Annotated in this window: 10 protein-coding genes; 2 read left to right on the top strand and 8 right to left on the bottom strand. The window is 44.7% G+C overall.

Annotation, left to right across the window (positions count from 1 at the left end; all coding sequences use genetic code 11):
• Positions 1–26: 26 nt before the first annotated feature.
• The 3 genes from queG to ACVBIK_RS07390 form a co-directional block, all read right to left on the bottom strand.
• Positions 27–1,211 carry a tRNA epoxyqueuosine(34) reductase QueG gene (gene queG / locus ACVBIK_RS07400; protein ID WP_447169395.1) on the bottom strand — a complete coding sequence of 395 codons (1,185 nt, stop codon included), beginning with the start codon at positions 1,209–1,211 and terminating at the stop codon, positions 27–29.
• A gap of 136 nt (positions 1,212–1,347) precedes the next feature.
• Complete coding sequence (locus tag ACVBIK_RS07395; RefSeq protein WP_447169394.1) at positions 1,348–3,246, bottom strand: diguanylate cyclase; 1,899 nt, start codon at positions 3,244–3,246, stop codon at positions 1,348–1,350.
• Positions 3,247–3,590: 344 nt separating this feature from the next.
• Entirely contained in the window at positions 3,591–5,474 is a 1,884-nt protein-coding gene (locus ACVBIK_RS07390; RefSeq protein ID WP_447169393.1) for a tetratricopeptide repeat-containing diguanylate cyclase, read from the bottom strand.
• Positions 5,475–5,661: 187 nt separating this feature from the next.
• Here ACVBIK_RS07390 and ACVBIK_RS07385 point away from each other — a divergent pair, with 187 nt between their 5' ends.
• Both ACVBIK_RS07385 and ACVBIK_RS07380 read left to right on the top strand, forming a co-directional pair.
• Positions 5,662–6,186, top strand: a complete 525-nt coding sequence (locus tag ACVBIK_RS07385; protein ID WP_447163951.1) for a phosphatase PAP2 family protein — start codon at positions 5,662–5,664, stop codon at positions 6,184–6,186.
• A gap of 56 nt (positions 6,187–6,242) precedes the next feature.
• Positions 6,243–6,680, top strand: coding sequence for a DUF3069 domain-containing protein (locus ACVBIK_RS07380; RefSeq protein ID WP_447169392.1), 438 nt, complete (start codon positions 6,243–6,245; stop codon positions 6,678–6,680).
• A gap of 537 nt (positions 6,681–7,217) precedes the next feature.
• On the opposite strand, the gene ACVBIK_RS07375 is transcribed toward ACVBIK_RS07380, so the two are convergent.
• From ACVBIK_RS07375 to ACVBIK_RS07355, 5 genes are all read right to left on the bottom strand, one after another.
• Positions 7,218–7,874 (bottom strand): hypothetical protein, encoded by a 657-nt coding sequence (locus ACVBIK_RS07375; protein ID WP_447169391.1) that lies wholly within the window; start codon positions 7,872–7,874, stop codon positions 7,218–7,220.
• Between the two features lie 138 nt (positions 7,875–8,012).
• Entirely contained in the window at positions 8,013–8,558 is a 546-nt protein-coding gene (locus ACVBIK_RS07370; RefSeq protein WP_447169390.1) for a hypothetical protein, read from the bottom strand.
• Between the two features lie 858 nt (positions 8,559–9,416).
• Positions 9,417–11,105, bottom strand: coding sequence for an NAD-dependent malic enzyme (locus tag ACVBIK_RS07365; RefSeq protein WP_447169389.1), 1,689 nt, complete (start codon positions 11,103–11,105; stop codon positions 9,417–9,419).
• Positions 11,106–11,610: 505 nt separating this feature from the next.
• Complete coding sequence (locus ACVBIK_RS07360; RefSeq protein WP_447160745.1) at positions 11,611–12,084, bottom strand: DUF1456 family protein; 474 nt, start codon at positions 12,082–12,084, stop codon at positions 11,611–11,613.
• 85 nt (positions 12,085–12,169) lie between these two features.
• The gene (locus tag ACVBIK_RS07355) at positions 12,170–13,381 is read right to left on the bottom strand and encodes a serine hydrolase domain-containing protein (protein ID WP_447169388.1); all 1,212 of its coding nucleotides are present in this window, start codon (positions 13,379–13,381) and stop codon (positions 12,170–12,172) included.
• Positions 13,382–13,399 lie beyond the last annotated feature (18 nt).

Here is a 13,399-nt window from a genome sequence, read left to right as displayed (position 1 = left end):
AGCTCTCTAATGAGCTGATATTAGGCCTACGCGTCCCGCGCTAGGCCTTTTTCGACACTGCGGATCACCCTTTGGGTTTTGCGGCTTAGGTTCTGCTCATCTGCTGCTTGTTGCTGTAGAGCCCAATCAATATGCTCTATCACCATATCATCGACTTCATTCGATAGTTTACGGGCCTCAAGCGCTGCGATAATCGCTTCACTGTGGGGCGCATTACCCAGCGCAACGGCGATATTTCTAAGCCAACGTGCATGGCCAATCCGGCGAATAGGGCTACCTTCAGTGAGCTTTAAAAATTCAGCTTCGCTCCACGCAAACAGCTCAAGTAGCTGTGGCTGCTTAAGTGAGGGACGAGTATGAAAGTCGGTTTCATCGGTGAGTGGCGCGTTAGCGTTTACTGGGCAGACGAGTTGGCAATCATCGCAGCCGTAAATACGGTTACCAATAGCTTGTCTAAACTCTACTGGAATGGCGCCTTGTAGCTCAATGGTTAAGTAAGAGATACAGCGACTACCGTCAACAACGTAAGGCTCAATAATCGCGTTGGTCGGGCAAGATTTAATGCACGCTACGCACGTGTTGCAGCCTTCACTAATAGGAATATCGACGGGCAAAGGCAGGTCGATTAATAGTTCACCCAAGAAGAACCAGCTGCCAGCGTCTTGGTTGAGTAATAAGCTGTGTTTACCTGTCCAGCCAAGGCCTGCCTTATCGGCGAGAGGGCGCTCTAAAATAGGGGCAGAATCAACGAAAGGGCGAGAGTTTGGTTTGCTAATGCCTAGGTCTTTCAACTCAGCTTCGATTCTATCACCGAGCTTTTTAAGGCGGCTACGGATCATCTTGTGATAATCACGCCCGCCAGCATAACGCGAGATATAGCCAAGATTAGGGTCTTTAAGGTTAACCGCAAAACCGGCTTCGGGTGGTAGATAGTTCATGCGAGCGGCAATAACCCGCTTAGTGCCGGGGTGAAGTTCATAAGGTCTAGCGCGCATCATGCCGTGATTGGCCATGTAACTCATATCACCATGATAGCCCTTGTCTAACCACTGCTGTAATTTTGGCTCTTCAGCGCTTAAGTCTGTATCGCAAATACCGATTTGGGCAAAGCCTAACGCTTGGCCCCATGCTTTAATGTTAAGGGCTAATTCGCCGAGCTGAGTGGGCGTTAAGGTGTCGATTGCAGCAAGTTGTGAAGAAGAGTCAGACATAGGTCTATTGTCGGCGAAAAGTATCGGCGAAAGTAACGGCTTTAAGTAAGCGCTAATGATAGCAGTTATTGAGAGTAAATAGGTATCCTGAGATGTTATTCGACTCTTCTTGGACTCATCTTAGACTCTCAATGGGCTAACTCACTCTAGCTTGATTACGGCCTTCGCTCTTAGCTAGATAGAGTGCATCATCGGCGCGTTTTAGCAGCTGCGACAGCTTGTCGTCGCTTGACATTAAGCTGGCAACGCCAGCGCTAATGGTCATGCTAAAGCCCTGTGGGAACTGACTAAAGTTGCTATTACAGACGGTTAGCACTAAGGCCTGCGCTATTTTGTAGGCCTGCGCCTTGTCGGTATCTGGCAGGATAATCAAAAACTCTTCGCCGCCGACACGCGCGGTTTGATGCTCCGGGGCGAGGGCACTGCGGCAGATCTCAGCGAGTAATTCAAGAGCCTGGTCGCCGACCTCATGTCCAAAGTTATCGTTAATCAGCTTAAAGTTATCTGCATCGAAAGCGATGACTGAAAAACAGCTCTGTTTTATTTTTGTTTCTTCAAAGCATGTTTGCGCTTTGCTATAGATATAGCGCCGATTTGGTAGTTGGGTTAGATCGTCTGTGAGCGCCAACTTTGATAATAATGTGTTTTTCTGGATCTGCTTGTAAGCAAACACCGACACAATCAGCATCAAAAAGCCGCCTAGCAAGATGATGATCCATTGCTGGAGCTCATTTTTCTCCAACATGGCCAGCTCTATCTCTCTGAGCTTTTGGTTTTCGATGAGATGACGATTCTCTTGCTCTATCTGATCGGCATTGAACCGTGTGCGCATTTCGGTGGTGTAGCTTGATAGCTGTTTGGCATCAAGCTCGTTGTGGATAGTCATGTACTGCTTAAGCGCCAGATAAGCTTGTTTCCAGTTATTTTGACTGAGAAATATTTGGCTTTCTACCAACTGCAGCTGTGCTAAGCCACGTATATTCTTTATCCGTTTAAAGGCACTACGCGCCAGTGCTATGTTGTCATGGGCCTGGGATAATTGACCATCGGCTAAATCCACTTGAGCGAGAAATAGATGCATGAAGCTGAAGAAACCTTCATCAGATGGCAAAATAAAAGGTTTAGCTTCATTTAAATATCGCTTTGCTTCATCAAGTTCACTCAGTTTAATTAGCGTTCCTGCAATATTGACCGCGACAGTTGCTTGCTCGAGTTCGCGCCCTTTAGCTTTCCAATACAAGTAACTAGTTTCAAACAGTTGCTTGGCATGCTCTAAATTCCCTAACTCTTCTTCGGCAATGGCAATGGCGACTGAAATGCTATTTGCGGCATCAAAGTCTTTACTCTCTATTTTACTTTTTTCGAGCTTTTTAAAGTAGCGAATGGCATTTTTCTGATCGCCAAAGCGGCGATAGCTAGTGGCGATTTCGTACAGGTTAATACTGACCCAAGCGGGTAAGTTAAGACTTTTATAGAGGGATTGCGAGGTGATTAAGTCCTCTAGCCCCTGGGTGAAGTTACCTTGATAAGAATGAAGGTAACCGCGCATACCTCTGGCATCGGCAATTAGGCGTAAGTTCTCAAGCGCATAAGCTTGATTGATCGCCTTGTTGTAGCCTTGCAGTGCTAGCTCAACATTGCCGTCTTGCTCGGTATACCAGGCCTGGCAGAGTTCTAAATCTAGCTTGTCGTTAGGAAAGCGAGCTAGATCAGGGTGGGTAAGTGCATGCTGAGCAAACGCTAATGCTTTGGCTGCCTCTCCCTCTTTAAATGGATCAAATGACCAGCACTGCGCTCGGGTTAGGCGCATCTTTCTTGCGATATCATCTTTAGCGATTAGCGTTTCAAGCTCGGCGACATAAGCGAGGTGAACTTGGTTGTTATTAACGGTGCCACTATCGAGTAGTGTAAAAATCGCATCGGCTTTTTCTGCATTGCTTTGTTCTGCATAGTTTTGCTCGGCATAACCGAAAACACTCACACAAAGTAAGCTTAAAAACAGAATGAGTTTTATTAACAAAAACGGCTTGGGCATTTAGCGCTTTCTTAGCATTAAAGTCATTGATAATCATGCACAAGCATACACGATAAAATATATATTTTAGTTATTTTTTAACAGAATCAATCATGGCTAATGCTCAAATACCTCTTCTAGTGCATTGCTTAGTTATGGCGTGTGATTGCATCTATAACAAGCGAATGCAGGCTTAGCCAGTACTATTGACGAGAATGGGGGCAGTAACAGGGGCTGTAATTGGGACGGTTACTGCAACTGGAATTACAGGGGGAGAGGCCTGCTATTATACATAGCAGGCCTTAGGTATATCGCTAATAAGCAGCAGTTAAAAGCCTAAAGCATAGCCTTAGTAGCCTAGCCATTTAGCACATTTTAACCTGGTCTCGGCCGTTTGTTTTTGCTAAATAAAGCGCGTCATCGGCGCGTTTTAGTAGCAGTGACAGCTTATCGTCACTCTCGCGAAGCATCGAAACGCCAGCACTGATAGTAATCGAGAAGTCCGGCGGGAATGAACTGAAATCAGTATCGCGAACTTGATTGACTAGGTCCTGGGCTATCTTAACGGCTTGGGCTTTATCTGTATCTGGCAGAAGAATGAGGAACTCCTCACCGCCTACTCTGGCAGCGTCATACTTAGAATTTAGCCCTTCTCTACAGGTATTGGCGAGCAGCTTTAAGGTCAGGTCGCCCACTTCGTGGCCATACTTGTCATTAATGCGTTTAAAATAATCAGCATCGAAACTAATAACCGACAAAGGTTGCTGGGTTTTGCTTGCACGCTCAAAATGGTGCTGGGCCTGAGTGTAAATATAACGCCGGTTAGGCAGCTGAGTGAGATCGTCTGTGAGCGCTAACACAGACAGTAACCTATTCTTTTGTATCTGATTATAGGTAAAAATCGACACGATAATCAGAATGATGCTACCCATGAAAATGATAATCCATTGCTGCGCCTCATTTTGTTCCAGCATCGCCAACTCAAGTTCTTTGAGCTTATGGTTTTCAATTAAGTGACGATTTTCCTCCTCTATTTGTTCAGCATTAAAGCGAGTTCGCATCTCTGTGTTGTAGCGAGAGAATATTTTTTTATCGAGCTCCATATGAAGCTCCATATATTTGTGTAGCGATTGATAGGCTGCTTGCCAATCGTACTGCTTAAGAAATATTTGGCTTTCTACCAGTTGCAGCTGCACCAGACCCCGCAAGCTTTTGACTCGCTGAAAGGCTTGTCGAGCTAACTGTATGCTGTTGTGAGCTTGGGTAAATTGCCCTTGCGCCAAGTAAACCTGAGCATAAAACAACTGCATATAATTATAAAACCCTGACGCAGATGGATTGATAGCGTGGGCGGCCTCGTCTAAATACTGGCGGGCTAAGTTGATCTCTCCTAATTTGATTAAGGTTCCCGCCATATTAACGGCTACGCCTGCTTTTTTGAACGCTTCACCTTTGCTATCCCAGTAGTGGTAACTTTCTAAAAACAGCTTTTTAGCCTCAGCAAAATTATTCGCTTCTTCTTCTGCGATGGCAATTGATGAGCTCACAACATTGGCTTTATCAAACTGCTCGTTATCAATGTGGCTCTCACGTAATTGGTTGAAATAGCGAATGGCATTGTCTTGATCACCTAAACGGCGATAGATGGTCGCGATCTCGTATAGGCTGTGTTGTACCCAGGTTGTGACATTGAGACTTTTATAAAGGGTTTTAGCAGTCATTAAGTCTTCTAGCCCCAAGGTGTAGTTACCTTGGAGGGATGCTAAAAATCCGCGCATCATGCGCACGTCAGCCATCAGGCGTAAATTTTCAAGCTTATAGGCTTCATTTATGAGTCGATTATAATAGGTGGTGGCGGTGTCAACATCGCCTCTTTGCTCTGAAAACCAAGCGTAGCATAGCTCTAAATCCAATTTGTCTTCGGGAAAGTTGGCTAACTCTGGTCGGGTTAGGGCCTTGTTAGCGAATAACAGAGCCTGGGCTGTCTCAGCATCATCATTCATGTTAAACGACCAGCAGGTAGCGCGAGTTAAACGCAACTGCCTAGCAATGTCATTTTTAGGCACTAACGATGTGAGTTCATCTAGGTATTGTTTTCTCTCGGCGTTATTTTCAACGACGCCGCTATCGAACATATCAAATAGCTTGTCAGCTTGAATTATATCGATTTCAGTAGCAGTAACTGGACGGCTTACAGAGAGTAAGCTGAGGGCGAGCATAAAAAGAGGTAACAGGGTCAGCTTGTTCATTGAGATTTATTTTATGTATTAAAGTCCTTTATATTCATGCAGTAGGATACACGATGGTAACGAAGTTTAACTAAACTTAAATTGCGAGTAAGCGCAAATAGATCACACCTTAGACAAGTTTTTGCATTTGTGCTGAGCAGCCTGTATAACAACGGCCTTAAAATAGTTCGTCAATAAGGTCATAAGGATGAGAAAAGTCTTTGCTTGTTTACTGTTGCTGGCAAGTGGGTCAACGTTTGCAGCATCTGATTTAGAAAAGTCAGGTGATGTATTGCACCTATTAATTCCTGCCGCAGCATTGGGCACAAGCCTTATTTATGAAGACGACTTTGAGGGCGCATGGCAGCTAGCCAAAACGGGCATAGTGTCACGTTTAGTCGTGGAAGGCCTTAAGTACAGCGTTGATAAAGACCGCCCCGATGGCTCAGGCGATGACTCGTTTCCATCAGGGCACACCGCCGACAGTTTTGCCGCGGCAACCTTTGTGCAGCAAAGATACGGTTGGCAGTGGGCTATACCTGCTTATATAGGTGCGACTTACGTAGGCTATACCCGCGTAGAAAGCGACAAGCACCATGTAGAAGACGTATTAGCTGGCGCCGCAATAGGCATATTATCTGGCCTATACTTTACCGACCCATATAAAGGCATTACGGTAACGCCAATCGTAGGTAACGGCAATTACGGTTTATATGTAAGCGGTAAGTTTTAAGCCAAATTAATTTGAATAAAGAGTGCGTCAATCGCGCTCATTTGTAGAGAAAAATCATGACAGAAGTAAGCCAAACTTATAGAGAACGTGCCGAGCAGGTTTCATTAAACGTGTGTAATACGGTAATGCCTATGAACGAGATCCCAAAGGATCTGTTTGAAGCCTATGCCAACCTTTGCAACGAGTTAATTGAAGACACAGATCTTAAGTTCAGTAATGGTTGGGATGCTTTGCCTGCAAGTGCTAAGTCACTATTAGCCAGAGAAGACTTTCACGGTTTTTATATCGCTAACGCCTGGTTTCAGTTAAGCCGTGTTGCGCAAGATATTGCCGAGATGGCTGAGACTGACGATGAAATTGCCGAGAAAGAATACAACGGTATTTTCACTCGCTTAGCTGACGCATCGCTTAAAGAAAGCGTACGTAAGCTTAAGAAAGCCCGAACGGATCGCTCAATGCTGAATAGCATTAAGACAGTGATTGCTGGCAAATAGTTGGTTTAGCTTTTTGCTAAAAAGTTAAGTCAAAAAGGCTATTTTCAAGAGGCTATGGGAGTTTTCCTATAGCCTTTTCTTTTGCGTATAGATAACGCTTCTATCTGTGTTGAGGGCAATCAAACTTCGTTTGATAAAAGTCGTGAGCTTCCAGCTCACACTCGGGCAAAAGGGGGACAACAGCTTCCCCCTCTTGCATCACCCGAGCCGCCCCTACGAAGTTGTCACCCTCGTACTTATTCGAAATAACCTAACGCTTCCGATGGGGCATCCTGCCCCGCGAAAGCTATGCCCACATCCGTGTGGGCATCACGGTTATTTCTTCAACGCACTTCGGCAACTCCTATGGGGAAATAGTGTTTTCTGTGAGTTTGAGTTGTAGTTAGTTTTAAGGTTATGGTTAAAGATATTTGGGCATAAAAGATATGCCAGTCCTATCTTTTTGCAAACTCATTTTTGGACAGGAATCATTTAGTGGGATCTTTCTATACGACTTGCGCCAGATTAGTAAAAGTATCGCGAAGCCTTAAATAGTTGTTATGTGCGTGCTTGAAGGTGTGGTTCCAACTTTTCAAACAAATGCTTATCACTTGTTTCATGTAGTGCGAGAGCTACAAAATGGATTTGGTCACCAAGCACCTGATAAATTAACCACTCACCTGTCTTGTTCTTAGCACCCCATTCGACTGATTTAATAATATGTGAATTTACAAAAGTAGCCCAATGTTCTGTATGTTCAGGGTGCTCTTTTTTTAGCTCATTGATAGCTTCATATATTAATGAGTCCTCAGGAAACTTACGTTCAAAGTAGCGCTTAAAATTAAATATAATTTCGAAGTTTAAGCTATGATGAACATGGTATAGCCCATAACCCTTTAAGGGAGAGCCTTTACCTTTGAAAGGCTTATACTTCGGCTTGTTAACTTCAACTAACTTCATTCGTTCCAATAAATCTGACCAGATATACGGGTACAGTTTGCCGTTTAGTTCGACACACTGATGACTAGCAACCATAGCCAGCTGATTGATAATCAAGTCAGAGAAACTAGATGCAGGACAATAGTACGCAAGTGCCTTCCGAACCTCAGGATATGCACCGAATAACTTTGACTGCTCGATATCACATTTGGACAAGTACTTAATGTCATCTAAATGTTCTATCGACTCAAATATTTTACTTCTTAATTCATTCATACTCTAAAGCACATAGCCCTGTAAAAGTGGGAGCACTACAACCGAAGCTACCACAAACTACCTTAAACTCTAACGGCTATGCATAACAAAAATGCCACGTGTACGAATCCCTCTTGAACAGTTTGCATGTTCACATTTCTAAAGGTGTTTAACTAAATCAATGTAATACCTTAAAGCAAAACAAAACTTTGTAGCATCCAATACAATGATCCAGTCTTTTTTATTGAAGCTACCTTTTAGCTCACATTTTCCTACCCAATACTCAGAACCAGATTCATTTTTAGCGAACATTAAATCGTACGAAGTTGCATGAATAATTTTATTACAACACTCACGCAGAGAAGGTTTAAAACTTCCTTTATTTACTTCGACAACTTGTTCAAAATGCTCGAAAGCTTCAAGGTCAGGTGAATATTGGGGGTTATCGTCAATTGAAAAGTCGTAACTATCTTGTAAAACCCTTGTCCGTGTAGCACATAGAATTAAGTGACTACTTACAGTCTCTATTAACCATTCGACGTAAGACTCATACTCTATTTCATATTCAGAAATAACGCATTCTTCCGCCTTTTCTGTATTATACAATTCTGACAACTTGCTCACATGATTGGCGCTTGCCGAAGCCAATTGTTCAATATAGTACGCTTCATGTACAATCGAATTGTAGTAAATAGGATGTGACATTTTATCTCCGTGACCATAACGCCTATTAGCCGACAAACGGTCGTCTTTTGTCCTGCTTAATGCAGCCATTTTATATTGACTCAACTGATAATCAATAAGTTATTCCACATAAAGGGGAGCTAGGCTGCAAGATGTCGCCTAATAACGGGAATGCTAAGTTATCAACTCAACCGGGTCAGTTTTAGTAGGGTAAATACACGCCCTCTGAATTATGTTGAGTATTTAATCTAAGTAGTTTCGGGGCATTTCCGTGTTGGACATCAAGCAACACCAACCTAAATTGAGTACACCTATTATCAGGTGTAGACACGGCCGTGACCGTCCATGACATGGACGTCATGGCCGAGCTTCCAGGGAAGGACTTGCAGCGTGTCACGGCAGTGTCTGCACATACCCCGCTGGAGGCGATTAATAGCTACTTAGCTAAAAGCTCAAATGGGCTAACCCATAGCAAGGATACAGACAAAAAATGTAATCAGCCTTCATTCCAAGGCTAACTCACTTTGGGGCAAAAGTGAGTTGCGAAACTTACAGAAAACACCCATTCCCCATCGAAGTTGCCGAAGTACGCTGATGAAAATGCCGTGGAGCCATCATGGATGATGGTTCAGGCTCGGGGGGACATGGATGTCCCATCTGAGCCGTTAGGCGATTTTTATTGGAGTATGAGGCCCGTATCTAAGGCATGTAACTTCGTCGGGGCGGCAGGGGAGATGCAAGAGGGGATTGCTGTTGATCCCCTCTTGCCCGTGTGTGAGCTGGAAGCTCACGACTTTAGTTGTTAGACGAAGTCTAACTTAAAGGTCAAGCGAAGCTTGATTGCTCAAACTTCGTTAGTTAAGGTTCCGAAGCAGAACCTTAAAAAGCCGTTCTTTTATAATTACGATACTCTGCTGTCCAAAAGTTCTCTTCAATCGCATAGGTCAACAGCTCATCGGTTGTCGCTAAAGCATGACCTTCTTCAATCGCCATTCTGGCCACCGCAAACGCAATACGCTTACTCACCATATGAATGTCTTCAAGCTTAGGAAGTAGCGAACCTTCGCCATTAAGCGCTAATGGTGAACACTCGGCTAACGCGCGGCTCGATGCCATCAACATGGCATCACTGACACGTTTTGCCCCAGAAGCTAATACGCCAAGACCAATACCCGGGAAGATATAACTGTTATTACATTGAGCGATTTCATAGGTGGTGTCGTCAACAACTACGGGCTCAAATGGGCTGCCTGTCGCGACAAGTGCCTGACCTTGAGTCCAATGCAAAATATCTTTTGGTGTGGCTTCAACGCGGCTAGTCGGGTTCGACAGTGGGAACACAATTGGGCGTTTGCAATGGCTGTGCATCGCTTTGATGATCTCTTCGGTGAACAAACCGGGGGCACCTGATACGCCAATCAATACTGTAGGCTTGGCATTGTTGACCACATCCAGCAGTGAGATGTTGTCGCTGAAGTTATCCCAATTAGCGATATCATCACAGTTTTGCGCTAGCTTTTGCTGGAACGGCAGAAGGTTAGGCATGTTTGATTGCAGCATGCCCCAGCGATCAACCATAAACACTTGCTTGCGCGCTTGTTGTTCAGTGATGCCTTCTGACACCATTTGCGCCACGATTGCCTCGGCAATACCACAACCTGCAGAGCCTGCACCTAAGAAGGTAATGCGCTGCTCACTAAGTTTAGTGTTTGCCGCTTTACATGCTGCTAAAAGCGAGCCAACGGTTACAGCCGCAGTGCCTTGAATATCATCGTTAAAGCAGCAGTATTGATCTTTATAACGCTCTAGCAGTGGCATGGCGTTCTTTTGCGCGAAATCCTCAAACTGGATCAGTGCATCTGGCCAGCGGCGGTGAACGGCTTGCATAAAGGCTTCGACAAATTCGGTGTACTCTTCGCCGCCAATACGCTGGTTACGCCAGCCCATGTACATTGGGTCTTCAAGCAGGTGCGGGTTATCGGTACCCACATCTAAGGTTATTGGCAGGGTGTAAGCTGGACTAATGCCACCACAGCTGGTGTAAAGTGACAGCTTACCAATCGGGATCCCCATGCCGCCAATGCCTTGGTCGCCCAAGCCTAAGATGCGCTCACCGTCGGTCACAACGATGATTTTAACCTTTTGACGAGTCGAGTTATTAAGAATGTCGTCGATACGGTCTTTATTGGCGTAAGAGATAAATAGGCCACGGTTACGACGATAATCTTTAGAAAAACGCTCACAGGCCATACCCACAGTTGGGGTATAGATGATAGGCATCATCTCGGTAATATGGTTTTGTACTAGGCGGTAATACAAGGTCTCGTTGGTATCTTGAATGTTTCTAAGATAGATGTGTTTATCGAGATCATTGCTGAAGTTTTTATATTGGTCGTAAGCGCGTGAGGCTTGCTCTTCAATAGTTTCAATCACGTGCGGCAGTAGGCCTTCAAGATTGAAAAAAATCCGTTCTTCGTCGGTGAAAGCGCTGCCTTTGTTGATCAAAGGGGCTTCAAGAATGGCTGGACCAGCAAAAGGAAGATAGAGCGGGCGTTTATTATCGTCCATTGGAAACCTTTTCTTTATTTTTGTTAGTTGGATGACAGGTGATGCGAATCACGGAAGATTAACACAAAGCGTGATCTTTGTTAGCGGTTGCGGCCGAATTAAGCTAACTTTTTTAGATATGGGAAAAGTGAAGGCTCTAGGAAAGGCAAACAGCAAAGACGATGAAAGCCAAGACGGAGAAAGCAAAGACGGTAACAGCCGAACGGCCTGCGGCCTAGGGAACGTGACTACGTCACTACGGAACGCTGCGCTTACGGAAAAAATAGGCAAGGCTGAGAAAGGTCCTAGTTCCTAGGTCCTAGGTCCTAAAACCTAGAGCCTAGAGCCTAGAGCCTAAGATATGTAGGTCGGGCTTTAGCCCGTCAAGCCTTTGCACTTTCTAGCAGGGCGAAGCCCGCCCTCGTAGCGTAGCGCCCTAGAGTCTAGGATCTTCTTCCTAGTACCTTCTTTAAAAAAAAAGCACCGCCGCTGGCAGTGCTTTTCTGATCACGAGTGAACGTAACTATTATTCAGCGTCTTTTGGACGGTGCTTGAGTGATAAGCCCATTAAGAAGTTACGCAGCACTTGGTCACCACATGGCTTGTAGTGCTTGTGCCCAGGCTTTCTAAATAGTGCGCCTAGCTCTGACTTAGTCATGTTGAACTCAGCAAGCTCTAACGCTTCAATGATATCTTCTTCGCGTAACTCAAATGCCACTCTTAACTTTTTAAAGATAAGGTTATTGGTCAGTTGCGATAATGGCTCTGGTACTTCTGCGCCAGGCTTTAGGCCACGCTTGTAGATCACTAAACCATCCAAGAAACGACACATGTTTTTGTCGTTGCAAGGTGTATAACCTTCTTCATGCTCTTTTTTTAGCATGTCGATGATCTCTTCTTGAGTCACTTCGTGCTTAGCTTTGGCAAAAATACGGATCATTTTTGCATTGCTTAAATCGAGGATATAGCGAACTTTACGTAAAATATCATTGTTAATCATAAGTTTGATTTCTTCTAGCTATGGGATCGCGCGGCTGCGCGATCATCGGCGGTTATTATAGCAGAAGTTAACTCTTCAATAGCAATTACTCTGCACTCTTAAGCTGTGCAGTTTCAGGTCTTGGTTCGGGTTCTGATTTTGGTTCAGGTTTAGCCGATAAGGCATTTTCTACTGCGGATATGCCAGCTTGATAGAGTTTTTCGACTGGACGGTTTTCCATTGCAATCAATTTACTGCGAATGCTGTTGCGAATGTCGTCATGCAAGCCAAAAGTTCTTTGGCTATCGCTCAGATCCCACGAGGTGTTTTCAAAGATAAGCAGACTCACCTTTGACTTAGGGTAGTAGACCGCAAGGCTCACATAACCGGGTAGGTAACCACTGTGACTGTATTCGACTAACTGCTCGTCTCGGCTAATTTGAATGCCATAACCGTATTCTAAGACGCCCCATCTGTGGTTGCGGGTTGCTTGAGGAGAGGTCATTAACTTAAGGCTGTTGGCAGTGATCAAATTACCACTATACAGGGCATGCTGAAACTGACTGTACGCTTCTGCCGAGGCAATCATGCCACCAAAAGCGACCAATTGATTATCGATGTTTAAATCGACTTGAGTGTAGTGAGCATGGCTTTTACCATCGCTACTTTGCCCTAGCTCTTCGACTTGGCCAAGGATCAAGCTTGGGTGTTTGGCTTGAATACTACTAATACCACCCGTTTGGGCATACAGGCCATCTAGCTTAGTTTGCTCATTGAGCTGGTTAATCAGTTGATAAATAGGTTTTTGGTAAACGGTTTCCAGTAACTCACCTAATAGCGCGTAACCATAGTTAGAATATTGAAACTGACTTCCGGGCTTATATCGGGGCGCTTCGCCGATATTGACGAGACCGGATGTGTGGCTCAGTAACTGCGACACCGTGATGCTCGGGGGGATATAGTGTTGGGTCTGGTTAGTGTCTTCTGATAAGTAGAAACTGACACTTTTCTCTAGTTCTATTAAGCCTTCATCCACCGCTTTTAAAATTAACGCCGCAGTGACTTGCTTAGATAAAGAGGCAATGACAAAGCTTGAGTTAATTTCAACATCATCACCCGAGATATAAGTAAATATCGGCTGATTGTCACGCTTGAGCATGATGATGCCGCTAAACGGGCGCTCATTTTGTGCGATAAGGGTTGGTAATTGCTTGGCTATATCGCTGCTGGCCATTCGATTCGCACTGGCTTTGTTTGCTGCCCAAAGGCAGCAGCCAACCACGACTGTGCCTATAAGTGTTTTTGTTATTAGGTGCATTTGAGGTGTAGGTGTCCG

This window comes from Shewanella sp. 125m-1 (genome assembly GCF_052977065.1).
This window is presented reverse-complemented; position numbering and strand designations above follow the sequence as displayed.

Coding starts and splice junctions, on each gene's coding strand:
- queG (WP_447169395.1), bottom strand. CDS start 1,211: ATGTCTGACTCTTCTTCACAACTTGCTGCAATCGACACCTTAACGCCC.
- ACVBIK_RS07395 (WP_447169394.1), bottom strand. CDS start 3,246: ATGCCCAAGCCGTTTTTGTTAATAAAACTCATTCTGTTTTTAAGCTTA.
- ACVBIK_RS07390 (WP_447169393.1), bottom strand. CDS start 5,474: ATGAACAAGCTGACCCTGTTACCTCTTTTTATGCTCGCCCTCAGCTTA.
- ACVBIK_RS07385 (WP_447163951.1), top strand. CDS start 5,662: ATGAGAAAAGTCTTTGCTTGTTTACTGTTGCTGGCAAGTGGGTCAACG.
- ACVBIK_RS07380 (WP_447169392.1), top strand. CDS start 6,243: ATGACAGAAGTAAGCCAAACTTATAGAGAACGTGCCGAGCAGGTTTCA.
- ACVBIK_RS07375 (WP_447169391.1), bottom strand. CDS start 7,874: ATGAATGAATTAAGAAGTAAAATATTTGAGTCGATAGAACATTTAGAT.
- ACVBIK_RS07370 (WP_447169390.1), bottom strand. CDS start 8,558: ATGTCACATCCTATTTACTACAATTCGATTGTACATGAAGCGTACTAT.
- ACVBIK_RS07365 (WP_447169389.1), bottom strand. CDS start 11,105: ATGGACGATAATAAACGCCCGCTCTATCTTCCTTTTGCTGGTCCAGCC.
- ACVBIK_RS07360 (WP_447160745.1), bottom strand. CDS start 12,084: ATGATTAACAATGATATTTTACGTAAAGTTCGCTATATCCTCGATTTA.
- ACVBIK_RS07355 (WP_447169388.1), bottom strand. CDS start 13,381: ATGCACCTAATAACAAAAACACTTATAGGCACAGTCGTGGTTGGCTGC.